The organism is Streptomyces javensis, from assembly GCF_039525925.1.
GTDB lineage: Bacteria > Actinomycetota > Actinomycetes > Streptomycetales > Streptomycetaceae > Streptomyces > Streptomyces asiaticus.
The window spans coordinates 1-19,609 of sequence record NZ_BAAAIF010000112.1 but is presented as its reverse complement, the minus strand read 5'-3'; the positions used below and the strand labels follow the sequence as shown (position 1 = coordinate 19,609).

Below are 19,609 nucleotides of genomic sequence, written 5' to 3'. Positions count from 1 at the left end.
GACGGCGCGGACGGCGCGGACGGGCGGGGCAGCGCCGCCGCGGCGCGCGGTGACGCGGGTAGGGAGCGCCGGAACACGGCGGAGAGCGAGCACCCGGCGCAGCCGGAGCACGGCACACCGGAGGGCGAGCCTGTGTGGGACGCGGATCGCAATGCCGCAAGAGGCGCGTCGCGCCGGCCGGGAGCGAACGGCGGCACCGGCCCCGACGAGCGGCCCCCGGCCGCCCAGGGCGACGGACGCGGCCGGGGAGCGGCGCGCCGGGGCGCCGGCGCGGGCGAGCATCCGGAGCGGCCGTGCGAGGCTTCCGCGACGGCCGGGGCCGGTGAGGCACCTACGGCAACCGGATCCGGTGAGGCCCATGCGGCGGCCGGGTCCGGCGAAACGCGTGCGACTGACGGGTCGAGCGAGTCCCGCTCGGCGGCCGGGTCCGGCGATCCACACACAGCACCCGGATCCAACGACGCCCGCAGAGCGTCTGGGTCCGGCGAGGCCCACGCGGCGGCCGCCACGGCGGGTGAGGTCGCCTACAGCGCACCGGAGGGCGGAGCGCCCACCGTGCCGCCCGCGGGCGGCTCCGCGGCCGCCGAGGCGGCCACCGCGCGGGACCGGAGCGGCGACCGGCTGCGGTTCGTGGGGGCTGCCACGCGCCGGATCGCCCGGGGCATCGACCTGGACGAGATCGTGCTGGGCCTGTGCCGGGCCACCGTGCCCACCTTCGCCGACGCGATCCTGGTCTATCTGCGCGATCCGCTGCCGGTCGGCGACGAGCGCCCGGTCGGCCCGGTGGTGCTGCGGCTGCGCCGCACCGACCGGATCCCGCTGGACCCGGACACCGACAGCGGCCGGCTGTCGCTGCTGCCCTCCCAGCCGGATCTGTCGCCCGCCGTGGGCGGCGGCCCGGCCGCCGAGCTGTGCGAGGTGGAGGCGGGCGGTCCGCTGGCCGAGGTGCTGCGCGGGGTGCGGCCGGTCTTCGGCGACTCCCAGGCGGCCCGCGCCGCGCTGCCGGAACTGCTCGGCGAGGGGCCGTCGGTGGCGACCGGTCAGCGCACCGTGCTGGCGCCGCTGCGCGGCCGCCGCCGGGTGATCGGCGCGGCCGTGTTCGTACGCCGCCCGGACCGGCCGCCGTTCGAACCCGACGATCTGCTGGTGGCGGCCCAGCTGGCCACCCACACCGCGCTCGGCGTCGACAAGGCGGTGCTGTACGGGCGCGAGGTGTACATCGCGGACGAACTCCAGCGCACCATGCTGCCCGACTCGCTGCCGCAGCCCACCGGCGTCCGGCTGGCCAGCCGCTATCTGCCCGCGGCCGAGACCGCGCGGGTCGGCGGCGACTGGTACGACGCGATCCCGCTGCCGGGCAACCGGGTGGCGCTGGTGGTCGGCGATGTGATGGGCCATTCGATGACCTCCGCCGCGATCATGGGCCAGCTGCGCACCACCGCGCAGACCCTCGCCGGGCTCGACCTGCCGCCCCAGGAGGTGCTGCACCACCTGGACGAGCAGGCCCAGCGGCTGGGCACCGACCGCATGGCCACCTGCCTGTACGCGGTCTACGACCCCGTCGCGCACCGCATCGTGGTGGCCAACGCGGGCCATCCGCCGCCGCTCCTGCTGCACCGGGGCGGCCGCGCCGAGGTGCTGCGGGTGCCGCCCGGGGCACCGATCGGGGTCGGCGGCGTCGACTTCGAGGCGGTCGAGCTGGACGCGCCCGCCGGGGCCACCCTGATGCTCTACACCGACGGGCTGGTCGAGTCGCGGATGCGCGATGTGTGGACCGGGATCGAGCAGCTGCGGGAGCGGCTGACCGCCACCGCCCGGCTCACCGGCCCCAACCCGCCGCCGCTGGAGCCGCTGTGCGACGAGGTGCTGGACATGCTCGGCCCCGGCGACCGCGACGACGACGTGGCGCTGCTCGCGGCCCGGTTCGAGGGCATCGCGCCCAGCGATGTCGCGTACTGGTTCCTGGACCCCAAGGCGCAGACCGCCGGGCAGGCGCGCCGGCTGGCCCGCCGGGCGCTGGCCCGCTGGGACCTGGACGATCTGACGGACGCGGTGGAGCTGCTGGTCAGCGAGGTGGTGACGAACGCGGTGCGCTACGCGGAGCGGCCCATCACGCTGCGGCTGCTGCGCACGGACGTGCTGCGCTGCGAGGTCGGCGACGACGTGCCGCAGCTCCCCCGGCTGCGCCAGGCCCGGCCGTCCGACGAGGGCGGGCGCGGGCTGTATCTGGTGAACCGGATGGCGCGGCGCTGGGGCGCCACCCGGCTGTCCACGGGCAAGGTCGTCTGGTTCGAGCTCGCGATGCCGTCCTGAGCCGACCCCGCCCCGCGCGCCGGGTCCTGAACCGTACGGTCGCCGTACGGTTCAGGACCCGGCGCGCAGGTACGCCACGACCATGTCGCCGACCATCCGGCGGTAGTGGGCGCGGCGCCCCGGGTCCAGGGGGTCGCGGCCGAAGAGGGTGCCGAAGGTGTGCTGGTTGGCCACCGGGAAGACGGCGAATGAGCTGATCATCAGGTGGACGTCGACGGCGTCGGCGTCACCCCGGAAGACGCCCTGCTCCCGGCCGCGCGCGAGGATCCCGGAGATCAGGTCGATCACCGGTGTGCCGGCCTTGGCCAGCGTCTCGGACTTGGCCAGGTGCTCGGCCCGGTGGATGTTCTCGATGGACACCAGCCGGATGAAGTCGGCGTGTTCGGTGTGGTGGTCGAAGGTCAGCTCGGCCAGGTGCCGGATGGCCTCGGCGGGGTCCAGACCGGTGACGTCCACGGCCTGTTCGGCCTCGCGGATGCCGGTGTAGGCGCGCTCCAGGACCTTGATGTAGAGCTGTTCCTTGCCGCCGAAGTAGTAGTAGATCATCCGCTTGGTGGTGCGGGTGAGGGCGGCTATCTCGTCGACGCGGGCCCCGGCGTAGCCGCGCTCGGCGAATTCGCGGGTGGCGACGTCCAGGATCTCGGCCTGGGTGCGGACGGCGTCGCGGAGGCGGCTGTTCTTCGGCGGCTGATCGCTCATGCTGGGCCCACTCTACGTCCAGGGCTACGTCCAGGGGGTTCACAAGAGGGCGGTCCTGGGCCTTTACTGTCCACGCTACTAACGAACCAGTTCGTACATTAACCGGGAAGGCGGGAGGTCGCCGGTATGCGGGACACCACGGGGCGGTCGCACGAGGGCCGGGAGGGGCGGGAGGGGCGGGAGTCCTGTCTGGTGGGGCTGATCGGATCCGGAGTGGGCCCCTCGCTCTCCCCCGCCCTCCACCAGCGCGAGGCCGACCGCCACGGGCTGCGGTATCTCTACCGCCTGATCGACATCGATCCGCTGGGCCTCGGCCCGGAGAGGGTGGGCGAGCTGGTGCGGGCCGCCGCCCGGCTGGGCTTCGACGGGCTCAACATCACCCACCCGTGCAAGCAGACGGTGATCGAGCACCTCGACGGGCTGTCGGAGGACGCCGCGCTGCTCGGCGCGGTCAACACGGTGGTCTTCGGCGCGGACGGCCGGGCCATCGGCCACAACACCGACTGGTCCGGCTTCGCCCGCTCCTTCGCCCGCGGTCTGCCCGACGCGCCCACCGGCGAGATCGTGCTGCTCGGCGCTGGCGGGGCGGGCGCCGCCGTCGCCCACGCCCTGCTGACCGTCGGCGCCGACCGGCTGACGCTGGCCGACACCGATCCGGCGCGGGCCGCCGGGCTGGCCGGGACGCTGGCGACACGGTTCGGCGCGGCCCGGGTCCGTACCGTCGCGCCCGGCGGGCTCCCGGCGGCCGTCGGCGGCGCCGACGGGCTGGTGCACGCCACCCCCACCGGGATGGCCGCCCACCCCGGGCTGCCGCTGCCCGTGGAACTGCTGCGGACCGGGCTGTGGGTCGCCGAGGTGGTCTACCGCCCGCTGGAGACCCCGCTGCTGGCCGCCGCCCGCGCGGCCGGCTGCCGCACCCTGGACGGGGGCGGCATGGCCGTCTTCCAGGCCGCCGACGCCTTCCGCCTCTTCACCGGCCGTGAACCCGACGCGACACGGATGCTCGCCGACCTCGCCGACCTGCTCGAGCTCCCCGCCGGAGGCTGATCATGCGCAAGTCCATCGCGACCGTGTGCCTCAGCGGCACCCTCGAGGAGAAGCTCACCGCCATCGCCGCCGCCGGTTTCGACGGGGTCGAGATCTTCGAGAACGACCTGCTGGCCAGCCCCCTGTCACCGGAGCGGGTCCGGGACCGGGCCGCCGAACTCGGCCTCACCATCGACCTCTTCCAGCCCTTCCGCGACGTCGAGGCCGTCCCCGAGGACCTCCTGGCCCGCACGCTGCGCAGGGCCGAGAAGAAGTTCGCGGTCATGGAGCGGCTCGGGGCGGATCTGATGCTGGTGTGCTCCAGCGTCTCCCCCGCCGCCCTCGACGACGACGCCCTCGCCGCCGAGCAGCTGCGCCTCCTGGCCGAGCGGGCCGCCGCCCACGGCATCCGCATCGCCTACGAGGCGCTGGCCTGGGGGCGGCATGTGAACACCTACCACCACGCCTGGCGGATCGTGCGACAGGCCGACCACCCGGCGCTCGGCACCTGTCTGGACAGCTTCCACATCCTCTCGCGCGGCTCCGACCCCAAGGGCATCGAGGAGATCCCCGGCGAGAAGATCTTCTTCCTCCAGCTCGCCGACGCCCCGCTGATGGCCATGGACGTCCTCCAGTGGAGCCGTCACTACCGCTGCTTCCCCGGCCAGGGCGGCCTCGACGTGGCCGGGCTGCTGGCCCACGTCCTGCGGACCGGCTACGACGGACCGCTGTCCCTGGAGGTCTTCAACGACGTCTTCCGGCAGGGCGACACCGCCCGCACCGCCGTGGACGCGCTGCGCTCGCTGATCGCCCTGGAGGAGGCCGCGGGCCGCACCGATCTGCCCGCCCCCGTCGTCCCCACCGGCTTCGCCTTCGCCGAACTGGCCGCCACCGGCCCCGAGCTGCCCGCGCTCCTGTCCGAGCTGGGCTTCGCCCGCACCGGCCGCCACCACTCCAAGCCCGTGGAGCTGTGGGAGCAGGGCGACGCCCGGATCGTGCTCAACTCCGGGCTCGACGCCACCACCGGGCACCCCGAACCCGCGCTCGCCGCCATCGGCCTGGAGACCCCCGACCCGGCCGCGTCCGCGGTCCGGGCCCGGGCCCTGCTCGCCCCCGTCCTGCCGCGCCACCGGGCCGTGGCGGACGCCCCGCTGGACGCGGTGGCCGCACCCGACTCCACCGAGCTCTTCTTCTGCCGCACCGAACACCCCGACCACCCCAGCTGGACCGGCGACTTCACCCCGCGCGCCGCCTCCGCCTCCCCCGCCGGGATCACCCATATCGACCATGTGGCGCTCACCCAGCCCCGGCACCACTTCGACGAGGCGTCGCTGTTCTACCGCGCCGTCCTGGGGCTGCGGCCGCACGAGTCCCTGGAACTGGCCGATCCGTACGGGCTGCTGCGCAGCCGGGCCGTCTCGGGCGCCGACGGCTCGGTGCGGCTCGCGCTCAACGTGGCCCAGATCCGCCCGGGTTCGGGCCCGTCCGGCTCGCTGTGGCAGCACATCGCGCTGCACAGCCGGGACATCGTCGCCACCGCGCGCCGGTTGCGGGAACGCGGCGCGCCCCTGCTGCCCATCCCCGACAACTACTACGACGACCTCGAAGCGCGCCATGAGCTCGACCCCGGGCTCCACCGCACCCTGCGGGAGCTCGGCCTGCTCTACGACCGGGACGACACCGGCACCTTTCTGCACCTGTACACGGCCACCGTCGGCCGGGTCTTCTTCGAGATCGTCCAGCGGATCGACGGCTACCAGGGCTATGGCGCGGCCAACGCGTCCGTACGCCTGGCCGCCCAGCACGCCCGCACCCGCTGACTCCCCCGATCCCCCCTGTCCCGATACGGCCTCGCCGTCCCCCGAGGAGCCGCCATGTCGTCAGCGTCGTCGACACCGTCCGCCCAGCGCCCGTCCCCCACCGCCGCCCCGCCCGACTGCCTCGATCTGCCCGATCCACCACCGCTGCGCACGATGGTCGGCCCGGGGGTCGTCGCCGTCGGGATCGGCATGGCGGCGGGCGAGATCATCCTCTGGCCGTATCTGACCTCGGTCGGCGGGCTCGGACTGCTGTGGCTCGCGGTGGTGACCCTGGCCATCCAGACCGTGATCAACCTGGAGATCGAGCGCTACACGCTGGCCACCGGGCAGACCGTGGTCGCCGGATTCTCCCGCTGGTCCACGGCGTGGGGCATCCTGATCTGCCTGGCCGGGGCGTTCCAGTACGTCTGGCCGGGATGGGCCACCTCCGGATCGACCGTGCTCACCTATCTGACCGGCGGCGGCGATGTCGTCTGGATCACGGTGGGCTCGCTGGTGGGGTTCGGGGTGGTGCTGACCGTCTCACCGGTGGTCTACCGCACGATCGAGAAGGTCGAGCTGGTCAAGGTCATCCTGACGCTGTTCTTCCTCGCTGTCGTCGCGGTCGCCGTCATCGGCTGGCACACCTGGACCACGGCGGGCGAGAAGACCGTCACCGGCACCGGCCGGATCCCGGACGGCATCACCTTCACCATGATCCTCAGCGCCCTGGGCGCCGCCGGGGCGGGCGGGGTGCACAACCTGGTGCTCAGCAACTGGATCCGGGACAAGGGCTACGGCATGGGCGCCCACGTCCCCAAGCTGGTCTCCCCCATCACCGGCCAGTCGGAGGCATCGGGCGCCGACCGCTACGCTTTTCCGCAGGACGAGGCCAATCTGGCCCGCTGGCGGGTCTGGTGGCGGCGGGCCAACGCCGAGCACATCGTGTCGTTCTTCGTGATCTGCCTGGTGACGATCGGGCTGATGAGCATGCTCGCGTACGAAACCCTCTTCGGACGCGACGATGTGGAGAACAGCCCCGAGTTCCTGCGGCTCCAGGGCGATCTGCTGGGGCAGCAGGTGGGCGACTGGCTCAAGATCCTGTTCTTCGCGGTGGCCACGGTCTCGCTCTGGGCCGCCTCGATCGGTCTGCTCGACATCATCGGACGGGTGGTCAGCGACTTCGCCAAGCGCAACTATCTGCGGGACTCGGCCTTCTGGACCGAGGGGCGGCTGTACTTCGCGGTGGTGTGGGCCGAGGTCGCCATCGGCTCGGTGATCCTGCTGTCCGGGGTGAACCAGCCGATCGTGCTGCTGACCATCTCCACCTGCACCGCCTCCGTCGTCACCCTGGTCTACACGGCGCTGCTGATCCGGCTCAACCGCCGCGATCTGCCGGTCGCCGTACGGCTGCGGGGGCCACGGCTGGGCATGATGCTGCTCGCCATCGGCTTCTACGGCTTCTTCGCCCTCGCGATGCTGAAGAGCCAGATCGAGGAGAACTTCTGACGGCCTACGGCGACACGGCCATGCGGTCCGGGGCGGGCGTGCCGAGCAGCACGCCCGCCCCGTACCGTCACTGCTGTTGTCGGCGGAGGACGCCACCGCCCTCGGCGTCGCCCGAGGCCGAGCTCGACGGGTCGGGCGGGCTCGGGGAGTCGGCGTCGCCCGAGGGGGACGCCGACGACGAGGCGCTGGACGACGCGCTGGACGACGCGCTGGACGACGGGGACGAGGAGGGCGACTCGCTGTTCGACGGGGACGAGGACGGGCTGGAGGACGGCGACTCCGAGGTTTCGCTCGTGCTCGGCGACGGGGGCGGCTTGACCGCCGCCCCCATATCGGTGTCCAGGTCGAACTTCGACGCCTTCTCCCCGCGCAGCGCGGACTCGGTGTACGCGGCCCAGATCCTGGCCGGGAAGTCACCGCCGTTGACGCGGCCGCCGCCCGCGGTGCCCTTGAGCGAGACCTGCTTGCCGACGCCCTTCTGCTCGCCGAACATGCCGACCGAGGTGACCAGATCGGGGGTGTAGCCGGTGAACCAGGCCGACTTGTTGTCGTCGGAGGTGCCGGTCTTGCCCGCGACCGCCTGGCCCTGCTGCCGCACCGCCTGGCCGGTGCCGTCGTCGACCACCCCGGTGAGGACGGAGGTGACGGAGTCGGCGGCGCCGCGGCTGATCGCCTGACCGTTGGTGGGATCGGGGAGTTCGGGCCGCTCATCGCCCTTCTCGGCGGACTTCACGATCGCCGGGGTGACTTTCTTGCCGTGGTTGTCGAGGGTCGCGTAGACCCCGGCCATGTCCTTGGGGCTGGCGCCCATCACGCCCAGCGACATCGCGGGGCGTACGTCGAAGCCGCCCGCGTCCTTCTTCATACCGAGGTCGATGGCGATGTTCTTCACCTTGTCCAGGCCCACGTCCACCGCCATCTGCGCGAAGACGGAGTTGACGGAGTTGTTCATGGCCTTCTGGACGGAGATGGGCCCGTAGGACTTGTTGTCCTCGTTCGGCGGGGCGAAGCCGGTGAGCGAGCCCTTGACCGGCCGCCTGCTGGTGCCGTCGTAGATGGTGCTCGCCGTGATCGGGGTGCCGTCCTGCGTGGTGGAGCCGTTCTCCAGCCCCGCGGCCAGGATCAGCGGCTTGAAGGTGGAGGCGGGCTGATAGTCCGAGCGGGTGGCGTTGTTGAAATAGTGCTCGGTCGCGCCGGCACCGCCATACATCGCCACGATGCCACCGGACTTGGGGTCCACCGAGACCGCGCCCACCTGAGCGTCGCCGTCGACCTTGCGCTTCTTCGGATCCAGCTTGGACGTCAGCTCGGTGCGGACCGCCTTCTCCAGCGCCTTCTGCTTCTTCTTGTCGATGTTGAGGGTGACCGTCCAGCCGCCGGCCTCGAACTCGTTCTCGTTCACCCCGGCCTTGTAGAGCTCCTTCTTCGCGGCTTCGATGAAATAGCCCGCCTGGCCGTCGAGGCCCGGGATGGCGCGGGGCTCGATGGGCACGGGGAACTTCAGGCCCTCGCGCTCGCTCTTGGACAGCCAGTCCTTCTCGACCATGTTGTCGAGGACGTAGTTCCAGCGGGCCTTGACCAGCCGCTTGCCGTTGGGGCCCGCCGCCGACCAGTCGTACTGGCTGGGCGCCTGGAGCACCGACGCGAGATAGGCGCCCTGCGCGACGGAGAGGTCCTCGACGTCCTTGTCGTAGTACGCGCGGGCGGCGGCCTGGATGCCGTAGGCGCCGCGACCGTAGTAGCTGGTGTTGATGTAGCCCGCGAGGATGTAGTCCTTGGACTTCTGCTGGTCGACCTTGAGCGAGATCACCAGCTCCTTCAGCTTGCGGCTGACGGTCTGTTCCTGGCTCAGGTAGTAGTTCTTGACGTACTGCTGGGTGATGGTCGAACCACCCTGCTTGCCCCGGCCCAGCGCGGTGTTGATGAGACCGCGGGCGGTGCCGGTGAACGAGACGCCGGAGTCGCCGTAGAAGTCCTTGTTCTCGGCGGCGACAAAGGTGTGCTGCACCTCCTTGGGGATCTTGGACAGCGGTACGGACTCACGGTTGACCTTGCCCTCCTTCGCCATGATCGAGCCGTCGCTGTACTTGTAGACGTTGGCCTCCGCCTTGGCCGCGGCATTGGCGGGCGGAACCTCCACCAGCAGATAGAGGACGAAGAACCCCCCGACGAGCAACGCACAGAGCCCCAGGACGTACCCCAGCAGCCACTTCCAGGTGAAGAAGCGGCGTATGCCCCCCGTCTTCGCCGCCCGCTTGGCCCTGCGAGCGCTCTTCTGCCGCGCGCGTCGCTCTTCCGCTCTACCCATCGCTCCCGCCGCTCCAGTCCGTAAGCCCCCCAGGCCAGCTCATGAAACTAACACCGCAACAACCCTCAAATGCCCATCGATCAAGCTTTTTCCGAAGGTGACAAAAAGCACCCGCTCCAAGGGAACTGACGGCTTACGGGCGTCAAGGGTTGCCACCGGCCCGTAATGTGCTATCACTTTGCTAGACGTACTACCGAAGCGGAACGGGGAGCCCTCCATGGCCGACGCCACCTCAACCGATGGCATCACCCACCAGGCCGACATACCGTCCCTCCCGGAGCCCCGGGTCCGGGAGCGGCCCGCGCACAACGTGAGCGGCGGGCTGGCCCTGCTCGGGGGCCTGGCCGGACTCGCGGGCGGCGTCGGGCTGATCCTCGCGGGCGCCGCCGTCGCCGCGGAGCACAAGGGCGCCTGGTCCACGCTGCTGATCGTCGCCGGCATCGTGGTGATCCTCGCCGCGATCCTCACCATGTGCGGCCTCAACACCATCGCGCCGGGCGAGGCCCGGGTGGTCCAGCTCTTCGGCCGCTACCGCGGCACCATCCGCACCGACGGGCTGCGCTGGGTGAACCCGCTCACCAGCCGGGAGAAGATCTCCACCCGGGTGCGCAACCACGAGACCGCGGTGCTCAAGGTCAACGACGCCTACGGCAACCCGATCGAGCTCGCCGCGGTCGTCGTCTGGAAGGTCGAGGACACCGCCCAGGCGATGTTCGAGGTGGACGACTTCCTGGAGTTCGTCGCCACCCAGACCGAGGCCGCCGTCCGGCACATCGCCATCGAGTACCCGTATGACGCCCATGAGGAGGGCGCACTCTCGCTGCGCGGCAACGCCGAGGAGATCACCGAGAAGCTCGCGATCGAACTGCACGCCCGGGTCGAGGCGGCCGGGGTCCGCATCATCGAATCGCGCTTCACCCACCTCGCCTACGCCCCCGAGATCGCCTCCGCGATGCTCCAGCGCCAGCAGGCGGGCGCCGTGGTGGCCGCGCGGCGGCAGATCGTGGACGGCGCGGTCGGCATGGTCGAGGCGGCGCTGGCCCGGATTGCCGAGGAGGAGATCGTGGCGCTGGACGAGGAGCGCAAGGCCGCGATGGTCAGCAATCTGATGGTGGTGCTCTGCGGGGACCGCTCCCCGCAGCCCGTTCTGAACACGGGCACGCTGTACCAGTGACGGACGAGAGCGGGCGCAAGGCACGGCAGCCGCGGCAGCGCAAACAGATGCTGCTGCGGCTCGACCCGGCCGTCCATGACGCCCTCGCGCGCTGGGCCAACGACGAACTGCGCAGCGCCAACGCGCAGATCGAGTTCCTGCTGCGCAAGGCGCTCGCGGACGCGGGCCGGCTGCCCGGTGCGGCCCGCCCGATCCCACGCCGGGGCCGCCCGCCGAGGCGGCCCGCCGAGGACGCGGAAGGCACCGACCCCAGCGAGGGGCCGGAGGGCGCCGGCCGCGAGCCGCATCGGCCCTGATCTTCACCACATGCCTTCTGACCTGCGGCAACGCAGGTCCCTATGCGGCTATACACTCCAGGTATACGCATGGTGTAGAGTGCTGGGCATGTCAATTGGCCACACCTTGCTCGGACTCCTCGAGGGCGGCCCGCGCCACGGCTATGACCTCAAGCGAGCCTTCGACGAAAGATTCGGACACGACCGCCCGCTGCACTACGGGCAGGTCTACTCGACCATGTCCAGGCTCCTGAAGAACGGCCTGGTGGAGGTCGACGGCATCGAGCACGGCGGTGGCCCCGAGCGCAAGCGCTACGCCATCACCGACGCGGGCATCACCGATGTGGAGCACTGGCTCACCCAGCCCGAGAAGCCCGAGCCGTACCTCCAGTCGGTCCTCTACACCAAGGTCATCATCGCCCTGCTCACCGGGCGGGACGCGGCCGATCTCCTCGACGTCCAGCGCGCCGAACACCTTCGGCTGATGCGCGATCTGACCCAGCGCAAGCGCGGCGGCGACCTCACCGACCAACTCATCTGCGACCACGCCCTCTTCCATCTCGAGGCCGATCTGCGCTGGCTGGAACTGACCGCCGCCCGCCTCGGCCAACTCGCCAAGGCGGTGCGTTCATGACCCCGGCAGGCTCCTTGCTGATCGCCACGTCCCTGCACAAGACGTACGGTCACACCCCCGCCCTCGACGGTGCGGACTTCTCCATCCACCCCGGCGAGGTCGTCGCCGTCATGGGCCCCTCCGGCTCGGGCAAGTCGACGCTGCTCCACTGTCTGGCCGGGATCGTGAAGCCGGACTCCGGCTCCGTCCACTACAACGGGCGCGAGCTGACCGCCCTCTCGGACGCCGAGCGCAGCGGGCTGCGGCGCGGCGAGTTCGGCTTCGTCTTCCAGTTCGGCCAGCTCGTCCCCGAGCTGAGCTGCGTGGAGAACGTCGCGCTGCCGCTGCGGCTGAACGGCACCAAGCGCAAGGAGGCCGAGGCACGGGCGGCGGCGTGGATGGAGCGGCTCGAGGTCGCCGATGTGGCGCACAAGCGGCCCGGTGAGGTCTCCGGCGGTCAGGGGCAGCGGGTCGCCGTCGCCCGGTCGCTGGTCACCGGGCCGCGGGTGCTGTTCGCCGACGAGCCGACCGGCGCGCTGGACTCGCTCAACGGGGAGCGGGTGATGGAGCTGCTGACCGAGGCCGCCCGGGAGTCCCGTACCGCCGTGGTGCTGGTCACCCATGAGGCCCGGGTCGCCGCCTACTCCGACCGCGAGGTCGTCGTCCGCGACGGCAAGGCGCGCGACATGGCAGGGGTCCGATGAGCGGCCAGGACACCCCGGGCGCCCCGGCCGCCCCGGCGGAGGAGCCCCGCTCCCGTGTCTCCGTCGCCCGCTGGGCCGCCGATCTGGCCATGGGCGGCCGGTTCGCGGTCACCGGCGGCCGGGAGAGCTGGGCCAGGACGATCATGACGGCGGTGGGCGTCGGCCTGGGGGTGGCGCTGCTGCTGCTGGCCTCCTCCGTCCCCAACATGTACCAGCAGCGCAACGAGCGGGGCGACGCCCGCTCCTCGTTCACCCCCAGCGGCGAGGTGAAGCCCGGCGCCGATACCCTCCGGCTCGCCAACGCGGGCACCACCTTCCGCGACCAGGACATCACGGGCGAGGTCATGGCCCCCGACGGTGACGGCACACCGCCCGTGCCGCCGGGCATCGACCGCATCCCGGCCGCCGGTGAGATGTGGGTTTCCCCGGCACTGAAGAAGCTGCTCGAATCCGACGAGGGCAAGCTGCTCCGGGACCGTTTCCCGTACCGCACCATCGGGGTGATCGGCGACAGCGGGCTGTCCGGTCCGTCCGATCTCGCCTACTACGCGGGGATCTCCCAGAAGGCGTTCGGCCACGTCAACTCCAGCTACCACATCGACCACTGGGGCCTGACGAAGAAGCAGGACGGGGACCAGCCCTTGGACCCCGCGCTGCTGCTGCTGATCATCGTGGGCTGTGTGGTGCTGCTGCTGCCGGTGCTCATCTTCATCGCCACCGCGGCCCGCTTCGGCGGTGAGCGGCGCGACCGGCGGCTGGCCGCGCTGCGGCTGGTCGGCGCGGACATCCATATGACCCGGCGGATCGCCGCCGGTGAGTCGCTCTTCGGCTCCCTCTTCGGGCTCGCCGTCGGCGCCGGAATGTTCCTGCTGGCGCGGGAGATCATCGGCAGCATCGAGGTCTGGGACATCAGCTTCTTCACCTCCGACATCGTGCCGAGCGCCCCGCTCGCCCTGGTGATCGCGGTGGCCGTGCCCGCCTCGGCCGTCATGGTCACCCTGATCGCCCTGCGCGGTATCGCCATCGAGCCGCTGGGCGTGGTCCGGAACGCCAAGCCCAAGCGCCGGCGGCTGTGGTGGCGACTGATGCTGCCGCTGCTGGGCTTGGCCCTGCTGCTGCCGCTCGCGGGCGGCTTCGGGGCCGGCAGCGGCGGTGGTGGCGATATGAAGGCGTACCAGGCCGCGGCCGGTGCCGTCCTGCTCCTCATCGGCATCACCGCGCTGCTGCCCTGGGTCGTCGAGTCCGTGGTGGAACGGTTCGGTGGCCGGGGCTCGGTGCCCTGGCAGCTCGCCACCCGCCGGCTCCAGCTCAGCAGCGGCACCGCCTCTCGCGCGGTCAGCGGCATCACGGTCGCCGTCGCCGGGGCCATCGCGCTCCAGATGCTCTTCGCCAGCGTGGGTGCCCAGGACAGCCAGGACACCGGCCAGGACCCGAACCGCGCCCAGCTGATAGCGAACGTCCCGGTGAGCGACGGCGACCAGGCCGGGGACGCCTTCGCGCGGTACCGCGCGACCAAGGGCGTGCGCGATCTGCTCGGTGTCACCGAGGACTACGTCTCCGATGTGCACCGCAGCAAGGACGACCCGTCGTCGGTCCCGGAAGAGGCCATCACCGTCGCCGACTGCCCCACGCTCCGCGAGGTGGTCCGCATCACCAGCTGCAAGAACGGCGATGTCTTCCTCATCGATTCGCAGGAGTACTACGGAGAAGGGGAGAGCTTCGCCAAACCGGGCGCCCAGGTCAACCTCGCCTACCGCGACGACGGTACGCCGGACCTGCGCAGGAAGAAGCTGTGGACGATCCCCGACTCGGCCACGAAGGTGAAGCCCCGGCAGGACCCGACCGGAAGCGAACGCACCGGCATCTTCGCCACCCCCGGCGCCTTCGACATCGCCGACCTGCCGGACCCCAGGGCGGCGGCCATGATCCGGCTGGATCCGAAGGTCCCGGACGGGGTCGAGTACGTGCGCAACACCAGCATGGCGCTCTCCCCGGCGATGGATGTCATGCGGCTCTCCAGCACCTCGCAGTCGGATGAGTTCCAGGTCATCCGCAAGGCCCTGTTCATCGGCGCCACCGCGACTCTGCTGCTCATCGGGGCCAGCATGATCGTGACCACCCTGGAGCAGCTGCGCGAGCGCAAGCGGCTGCTGTCGGTCCTGGTCGCCTTCGGCACCCGGCGCACCACGCTCAGCTGGTCCGTGCTGTGGCAGACCGCGGTCCCGGTGGTGCTGGGCCTGGCGCTGTCGATCGCGGGCGGGCTGGCGCTGGGCGTGATGCTGCTGAAGATGATCGGCCAGCCACTGGCCGTGGACTGGACCGGGCTCACCACCATGACCGGCGTCGGCGGCGGGGTCATCCTGCTGGTGACCCTGGTCAGCCTGCCGCCGCTGTGGCGGATAATGCGGCCGGAGGGGCTGCGGACGGAGTAGGCCCCGTCCCGCCACGCCCGCGTCAGGGGCCGTTCCCATCTGCGGGAACGGCCCCTTGCCCCTGTTTCCAGCGGTTATGCCACCCGTCTGGGTGAATCCCGACAGAGAGGACACGCCCCTGTGCCCCGGCCTACGATGATGCTCTCGACATCAATCACCGGGAGACCAGCCATGTCTGCTGCCGCAGTCGAGGGGCCCCACCGCCCCGAGCCGCTGCCTCTGCTCGAGGAAGCCAACAAGCTCATGGAGCAGCACCCGGGCTATCGAGTCGAGATCATCGGGGGAGTAATCACCGTGGCCCCACCGCCAGATGCGCCGCATGGCATGGCACTCACCGACATCATGATCCCCTTGATGGAAGCGGGGCTGCACAGCAAGGAGACCAAGGTTGTCCAGGGGATCGGCCTGTGGCTGCCCACCGGCCCCGAGGACTATGCCATCCCGGACCTGGCAGTGGTCGACGCCGACATCCTCGAGCACCTGATCGAGAACAACTGCTATGACCCCATGTCCTTCCGGCTGGTGCTGGAGGTGACGTCCAGCAACTTCAACAACGATCTGCGGAACAAGGTCACCGCATATGCGGAGGCCAAGGTTCCGGTCTATGTGGTCGTCAACCGCAAGCACGGTCGGGTCCATGTGCTGACCGACCCCGTCGAGGGCGGTTACGACACCCACCGCGTCCATGCCCCGGGTGAGCACATCACCCTCCCGGAGACGATCGGCGCCGAGGTCACCCTGGACGTGGAAGCGGTCCTGGCGGCCGGGCGCCCCTGACACTCACCCCCGGGCGACCCGTACCGGCAGCGGTCGCAGCGCCTCCCGCAGAGCCTCCGCGAACTCCTCGAACTCCCCCGTGCGCGCCGCACCCGCCCGCATGGCCAGCGCGATCCGGCGGGCGGGCGCAGGATCGGCGAAGTCGCCGGTGGCCAGATGGTCGTTGCGCGCGGTCTCCACCCGGAGCGCGGTGCGCGGCAGCAGCGTCACCCCGAGCCCGCCCGCGACCAGCTGCACCAGGGTGGAGAGCCCGGCGGCGCTGGTGGTCACCGGGGTGCCCTCGGTGCGGCCCGCCTCGCGGCAGATGTCGAGCGCCTGGTCGCGCAGGCAGTGGCCCTCGTCGAGCAGCAGCAGATCCAGCTCCTTGAGCGCCTCGCGGGGGATGTCGGCACGCCCGCCCAGCCAGTGGTCCCGCGGGGTGACCAGCACGAAGTCCTCGTCGAACAGCGGCATTTCGACCACCCCGGGCGCGCCGAGCGGCACCGCGAGCAGCAGCAGATCCAGCCGGCCGTGGGTCAGCCCCTCCAGCAGCGAGGCGGTCTGCTCCTCGTACACCTGGAGATCGAGCCGGGGGTAGCGCTCATGGACCAGCCGCAGCACGGTCGGCAGCAGATACGGCGCCACGGTCGGGATCACCCCGAGCCGCAGCACACCGGTGAAGGGCGCCCGCACCGCCTCGGCCTCCTCCAGCAGCTCCCCGACCGCTTCGAGCACGGTGCGTGCACGGGCCGCCAGCCGCTCCCCCGCCGGGCTGAGCAGCACCTTGCGCGTCGTACGCTCGAGCAACTGGACACCGAGTGCCTCCTCGAGCGCGGCGACGGCACCCGAGAGCGCGGGCTGGCTCATCCCGATGGCGGCCGCGGCATCACGGAAGTGCAGCTGCTCCGCAACCGCGACGAACGCCCTGAGCTGGGAAATGCTCGGCTGGCGCGGTTTGCCGGGCGGTGAGGGTGATGCGGCCACTGATAGCCACCTCCAATCAACCCCACCGAGTGTAGCTATTTCACTGATCAATGCACTCTGTGCCAAGGTAGGACCGTCCAACCCCAGGAAACCCGGACGACCGGGTCTTTCCTACGCGAAAGCTGCAAGGAGTACGCGTGCTCACCGTCGGTGACAAGTTCCCCGAGTACGACCTGACCGCCTGCGTGTCGCTGGAGAGCGGCAAGGAGTTCGAGCAGATCAACCACAAGACCTACGAGGGCAAGTGGAAGGTCGTTTTCGCGTGGCCGAAGGACTTCACTTTCGTGTGCCCGACCGAGATCGCGGCCTTCGGCAAGCTGAACGACGAGTTCGCCGACCGTGACGCCCAGATCCTGGGCTTCTCCGGCGACTCCGAGTTCGTCCACCACGCCTGGCGCAAGGACCACCCGGACCTGCGCGACCTGCCGTTCCCGATGCTGGCCGACTCCAAGCACGAGCTGATGCGCGACCTCGGCATCGAGGGCGAGGACGGCTTCGCGCAGCGCGCCGTGTTCATCGTGGACCAGAACAACGAGATCCAGTTCACCATGGTGACGGCCGGTTCCGTGGGCCGTAACCCCAAGGAGGTGCTGCGGGTGCTGGACGCCCTCCAGACCGATGAGCTGTGCCCCTGCAACTGGAGCAAGGGCGAGGACACCCTGGACCCGGTGGCCCTCCTCGCCGGAGAGTGAGCTGATTCACCATGGCACTCGATGAGCTGAAGTCCGCGCTGCCGGACTACGCCAAGGACCTCAAGCTGAACCTCGGTTCGGTGATCGGCAACTCGGACCTTCCCCAGCAGCAGCTGTGGGGCACCGTGCTGGCCTGCGCGATCGCCTCGCGTTCGGCGCGCGTGCTGACCGAGCTGGAGCCGGAGGCCAAGGCCAACCTCTCGCCGGAGGCGTACACCGCCGCCAAGTCGGCGGCCGCCATCATGGCGATGAACAACGTCTACTACCGGACCCGGCATCTGCTGTCCGACCCGGAGTACGGCAACCTACGCGCGGGGCTGCGGATGAACGTCATCGGCAACCCGGGCGTGGAGAAGGTCGACTTCGAGCTGTGGTCGCTGGCCGTGTCCGCGATCAACGGCTGCGGAATGTGCCTCGACTCGCATGAGCAGGTGCTCCGCAAGGCGGGCGTGGACCGCGAGACGATCCAGGAAGCCTTCAAGATCGCCTCGGTACTCCAGGCGGTCGGCGCCACCCTGGACGCCGAGGGCGTCCTGGCCGCGGGCGGCTGACCTGACGTCACGTAGACACCCGAAGGGCGGTCCCACCGATCGGTGGGGCCGCCCTTCGGCGTTCGTCCATCGGCCCGTGGCACCGGGCCGGACTGGTCAGGCCCGGGCCGGGATGGTCAGGCCCGGGCCGGGATGGTCAGGCCCGGGCCGGATTGGTCAGGCCCCGCCCTCCCCGGGCGGCAGGCCCGGCGGTGCGGTGGGCGCCGTACCGGAGGCGGTGGCGCCGTGCGGGCCCGGGACGGCGCGCAGGGCGTTCTCCTGGCTGTAGCTACGCAAGTAGACGACCACCGTATTGGCGACCGCCACCAGCGGAACGGCCACCACCGCGCCGCCGATGCCGCCGATCAGCGAACCGGCCGCGACCGAGAGCACCACAGCCAACGGATGGACCCGCACCGCCCGGCCGAGGATGAACGGCTGGAGCACATGGCCCTCGATCTGCTGGACGGCGAGCACCACGATCAGCACCATCGCCCCCGTGAACACGCCCTGGGTGACCAGCGCCACGACCACCGCGAGCGCGCCGGAGACCACCGCGCCCACCAGCGGGATGAAGGCGAAGAGGAAGATGAAGACGGCCAGTGGCACGGCCATCGGCACATCGAGGAAGAACAGGCCGACGCCGATGAAGATCGCGTCGATCAGCGCCACGATCACCGTACCGCGCACATAGGCGGTCAGCGTCGACCAGGCGCGCGGGCCCGCGCCCGCCACGCCCTCGCGGGCCTGGGCGGGGACCAGCTTCAGGGTCCAGTTCCAGATCTTCGGGCCGTCGTACAGCAGGAAGAGCGTGGAGAACATCGTCAGCAGGATGCCCGTCAGCACCTCGACGACGACCGTGACGCCCTCCAGCCCCGCCGAGGTGATCTGCTCGGTGTTGGCGCCGACCGCCTCGCGCAGGCTCTTGGCCACATGATTGATCTGCTTCTCGGTCACATGGAACGGGCTGTGCAGCAGCCAGCGCCGCAGATCGTCGATACCGGCCTGGACCTCGCCCGAGACCTCGTCGACGTTCTCCATGACCTGCCAGACCACGAACCACACGACCAGGCCCATGACAACGAAACCGGCGATGAAGGTGAGCGCGGTGGCCAGCCCGCGCGGCACACCGCGGCGGCGCAGCCGGGTGACGGTGGGCTCCAGCAGCGCGGTGATGAGGATCGCGACGGTGAAGGACAGCACCACCAGCTGGACGGAGCTGATGACGCGCATGAGCACCCACACCGTGCCGCCGAGCACCAGCAGCCGCCAGGCCGCCTCGGCGGCCACGCGGACACCCCAGGGCACGGCGGCCACCGGATCGGGTCTGGCGGAGACGGCCGGGGCGTAGGCGGGCGGGGCGGGCACGCTGGCCGGCTGCTGCTCCGGCCGGGCGGTCTCGCCTTCCCCCGCAGCGCCCTCGGGGGTCTCGGGGCCTTCCGGGCTCTTCCGGCTCTCAGCGCTCTCGGCGGCCCGCGGGCGTTCTTCGGATGGTCCGGGCCCCGGTTCAGCTCCCCGTTCGGGCCCCGGTCCGGGCCCCGGTGGCGTCCGCGGGCCGGCGTCGCCGTCGCCCTCGCGCCCCCTCATCTCGGCCTGTTGGGATTCGAGCCGGTGGGCGAGCCGGGTAAGTCCGGTTCCCAGCCTGCCGACCCACTGCGGCAACTTGGACATTTGTCGTTTCCTACCCCCAGTTTCCCCCTAGGGGGCTTCTGATGGATCTCCGTGGAGGAAGGAGCGGCGTTCGGTGCGTGCTCTCGGCGTGCCGGGCGGAAGCCCTCGTAGCGGAGCTACTAGG

General features: G+C 71.1%; 16 protein-coding genes. 12 read left to right on the top strand and 4 right to left on the bottom strand.

Annotated features, from left to right (window positions below; genetic code table 11):
• Nucleotides 1–132: 132 nt before the first annotated feature.
• Complete coding sequence (locus ABD329_RS45260; RefSeq protein WP_344318007.1) at nucleotides 133–2,313, top strand: SpoIIE family protein phosphatase; 2,181 nt, start codon at nucleotides 133–135, stop codon at nucleotides 2,311–2,313.
• Between the two features lie 51 nt (nucleotides 2,314–2,364).
• Here the strand turns inward: ABD329_RS45260 and ABD329_RS45255 are convergent, their stop codons facing one another.
• Nucleotides 2,365–3,012 carry a TetR/AcrR family transcriptional regulator gene (locus tag ABD329_RS45255; RefSeq protein WP_198279894.1) on the bottom strand — a complete coding sequence of 216 codons (648 nt, stop codon included), beginning with the start codon at nucleotides 3,010–3,012 and terminating at the stop codon, nucleotides 2,365–2,367.
• Nucleotides 3,013–3,138: 126 nt separating this feature from the next.
• Here ABD329_RS45255 and ABD329_RS45250 point away from each other — a divergent pair, with 126 nt between their 5' ends.
• The 3 genes from ABD329_RS45250 to ABD329_RS45240 are packed head-to-tail and all read left to right on the top strand — an operon-like array spanning nucleotide 3,139 to nucleotide 7,346.
• A complete protein-coding gene (locus tag ABD329_RS45250) occupies nucleotides 3,139–4,059 on the top strand; it encodes a shikimate dehydrogenase (protein ID WP_344318006.1) in 921 nt (306 codons plus the stop codon).
• Between the two features lie 2 nt (nucleotides 4,060–4,061).
• A complete protein-coding gene (locus ABD329_RS45245) occupies nucleotides 4,062–5,858 on the top strand; it encodes a bifunctional sugar phosphate isomerase/epimerase/4-hydroxyphenylpyruvate dioxygenase family protein (protein ID WP_198282078.1) in 1,797 nt (598 codons plus the stop codon).
• A gap of 54 nt (nucleotides 5,859–5,912) precedes the next feature.
• The gene (locus tag ABD329_RS45240; RefSeq protein ID WP_344318005.1) at nucleotides 5,913–7,346 is read left to right on the top strand and encodes an Nramp family divalent metal transporter; all 1,434 of its coding nucleotides are present in this window, start codon (nucleotides 5,913–5,915) and stop codon (nucleotides 7,344–7,346) included.
• A gap of 67 nt (nucleotides 7,347–7,413) precedes the next feature.
• On the opposite strand, the gene ABD329_RS45235 is transcribed toward ABD329_RS45240, so the two are convergent.
• Nucleotides 7,414–9,654, bottom strand: a complete 2,241-nt coding sequence (locus tag ABD329_RS45235) for a transglycosylase domain-containing protein (RefSeq protein WP_198277553.1) — start codon at nucleotides 9,652–9,654, stop codon at nucleotides 7,414–7,416.
• A gap of 217 nt (nucleotides 9,655–9,871) precedes the next feature.
• On the opposite strand from ABD329_RS45235, the gene ABD329_RS45230 reads away from it, so the two are divergent.
• The 6 genes from ABD329_RS45230 to ABD329_RS45205 all read left to right on the top strand — a co-directional run bounded on the left by ABD329_RS45230 (nucleotide 9,872) and on the right by ABD329_RS45205 (nucleotide 15,629).
• Nucleotides 9,872–10,828: an SPFH domain-containing protein gene (locus ABD329_RS45230; protein WP_198277554.1), complete on the top strand. Its 957-nt coding sequence runs from the start codon at nucleotides 9,872–9,874 to the stop codon at nucleotides 10,826–10,828.
• Nucleotides 10,825–11,124, top strand: a complete 300-nt coding sequence (locus ABD329_RS45225; RefSeq protein ID WP_198277555.1) for a type II toxin-antitoxin system antitoxin — start codon at nucleotides 10,825–10,827, stop codon at nucleotides 11,122–11,124. The genes ABD329_RS45230 and ABD329_RS45225 overlap by 4 nt, the downstream gene beginning before the upstream one ends.
• An 88-nt stretch (nucleotides 11,125–11,212) precedes the next feature.
• On the top strand, nucleotides 11,213–11,737 hold the full coding sequence (locus tag ABD329_RS45220) for a PadR family transcriptional regulator (RefSeq protein WP_037960297.1): 525 nt from the start codon (nucleotides 11,213–11,215) through the stop codon (nucleotides 11,735–11,737).
• Nucleotides 11,734–12,420, top strand: coding sequence for an ABC transporter ATP-binding protein (locus ABD329_RS45215; protein WP_086881650.1), 687 nt, complete (start codon nucleotides 11,734–11,736; stop codon nucleotides 12,418–12,420). The genes ABD329_RS45220 and ABD329_RS45215 overlap by 4 nt, the downstream gene beginning before the upstream one ends.
• Nucleotides 12,417–14,852: an ABC transporter permease gene (locus ABD329_RS45210; RefSeq protein WP_198277556.1), complete on the top strand. Its 2,436-nt coding sequence runs from the start codon at nucleotides 12,417–12,419 to the stop codon at nucleotides 14,850–14,852. The genes ABD329_RS45215 and ABD329_RS45210 overlap by 4 nt, the downstream gene beginning before the upstream one ends.
• Nucleotides 14,853–15,023: 171 nt before the next feature.
• Nucleotides 15,024–15,629 (top strand): Uma2 family endonuclease, encoded by a 606-nt coding sequence (locus tag ABD329_RS45205; protein ID WP_198277557.1) that lies wholly within the window; start codon nucleotides 15,024–15,026, stop codon nucleotides 15,627–15,629.
• Between the two features lie 3 nt (nucleotides 15,630–15,632).
• On the opposite strand, the gene ABD329_RS45200 is transcribed toward ABD329_RS45205, so the two are convergent.
• Complete coding sequence (locus tag ABD329_RS45200) at nucleotides 15,633–16,592, bottom strand: hydrogen peroxide-inducible genes activator (protein ID WP_198277558.1); 960 nt, start codon at nucleotides 16,590–16,592, stop codon at nucleotides 15,633–15,635.
• A 137-nt stretch (nucleotides 16,593–16,729) separates the two neighbouring features.
• Here ABD329_RS45200 and ABD329_RS45195 point away from each other — a divergent pair, with 137 nt between their 5' ends.
• Together ABD329_RS45195 and ABD329_RS45190 are read left to right on the top strand one after the other, a co-directional pair.
• Nucleotides 16,730–17,284 carry a peroxiredoxin gene (locus tag ABD329_RS45195; RefSeq protein ID WP_198277559.1) on the top strand — a complete coding sequence of 185 codons (555 nt, stop codon included), beginning with the start codon at nucleotides 16,730–16,732 and terminating at the stop codon, nucleotides 17,282–17,284.
• Nucleotides 17,285–17,295: 11 nt separating this feature from the next.
• Complete coding sequence (locus tag ABD329_RS45190; protein WP_037960309.1) at nucleotides 17,296–17,835, top strand: alkyl hydroperoxide reductase; 540 nt, start codon at nucleotides 17,296–17,298, stop codon at nucleotides 17,833–17,835.
• A 156-nt stretch (nucleotides 17,836–17,991) separates the two neighbouring features.
• On the opposite strand, the gene ABD329_RS45185 is transcribed toward ABD329_RS45190, so the two are convergent.
• Nucleotides 17,992–19,485: an AI-2E family transporter gene (locus ABD329_RS45185; protein WP_198277560.1), complete on the bottom strand. Its 1,494-nt coding sequence runs from the start codon at nucleotides 19,483–19,485 to the stop codon at nucleotides 17,992–17,994.
• Nucleotides 19,486–19,609 lie beyond the last annotated feature (124 nt).

Excerpts from the sequence above, each read along its gene's own strand:
- ABD329_RS45245 (WP_198282078.1), top strand. The coding sequence starts at position 4,062 with ATGCGCAAGTCCATCGCGACCGTGTGCCTCAGCGGCACCCTCGAGGAG.
- ABD329_RS45185 (WP_198277560.1), bottom strand. The coding sequence starts at position 19,485 with ATGTCCAAGTTGCCGCAGTGGGTCGGCAGGCTGGGAACCGGACTTACC.
- ABD329_RS45250 (WP_344318006.1), top strand. The coding sequence starts at position 3,139 with ATGCGGGACACCACGGGGCGGTCGCACGAGGGCCGGGAGGGGCGGGAG.
- ABD329_RS45205 (WP_198277557.1), top strand. The coding sequence starts at position 15,024 with ATGTCTGCTGCCGCAGTCGAGGGGCCCCACCGCCCCGAGCCGCTGCCT.
- ABD329_RS45255 (WP_198279894.1), bottom strand. The coding sequence starts at position 3,012 with ATGAGCGATCAGCCGCCGAAGAACAGCCGCCTCCGCGACGCCGTCCGC.
- ABD329_RS45235 (WP_198277553.1), bottom strand. The coding sequence starts at position 9,654 with ATGGGTAGAGCGGAAGAGCGACGCGCGCGGCAGAAGAGCGCTCGCAGG.
- ABD329_RS45230 (WP_198277554.1), top strand. The coding sequence starts at position 9,872 with ATGGCCGACGCCACCTCAACCGATGGCATCACCCACCAGGCCGACATA.
- ABD329_RS45240 (WP_344318005.1), top strand. The coding sequence starts at position 5,913 with ATGTCGTCAGCGTCGTCGACACCGTCCGCCCAGCGCCCGTCCCCCACC.
- ABD329_RS45210 (WP_198277556.1), top strand. The coding sequence starts at position 12,417 with ATGAGCGGCCAGGACACCCCGGGCGCCCCGGCCGCCCCGGCGGAGGAG.
- ABD329_RS45220 (WP_037960297.1), top strand. The coding sequence starts at position 11,213 with ATGTCAATTGGCCACACCTTGCTCGGACTCCTCGAGGGCGGCCCGCGC.
- ABD329_RS45215 (WP_086881650.1), top strand. The coding sequence starts at position 11,734 with ATGACCCCGGCAGGCTCCTTGCTGATCGCCACGTCCCTGCACAAGACG.
- ABD329_RS45190 (WP_037960309.1), top strand. The coding sequence starts at position 17,296 with ATGGCACTCGATGAGCTGAAGTCCGCGCTGCCGGACTACGCCAAGGAC.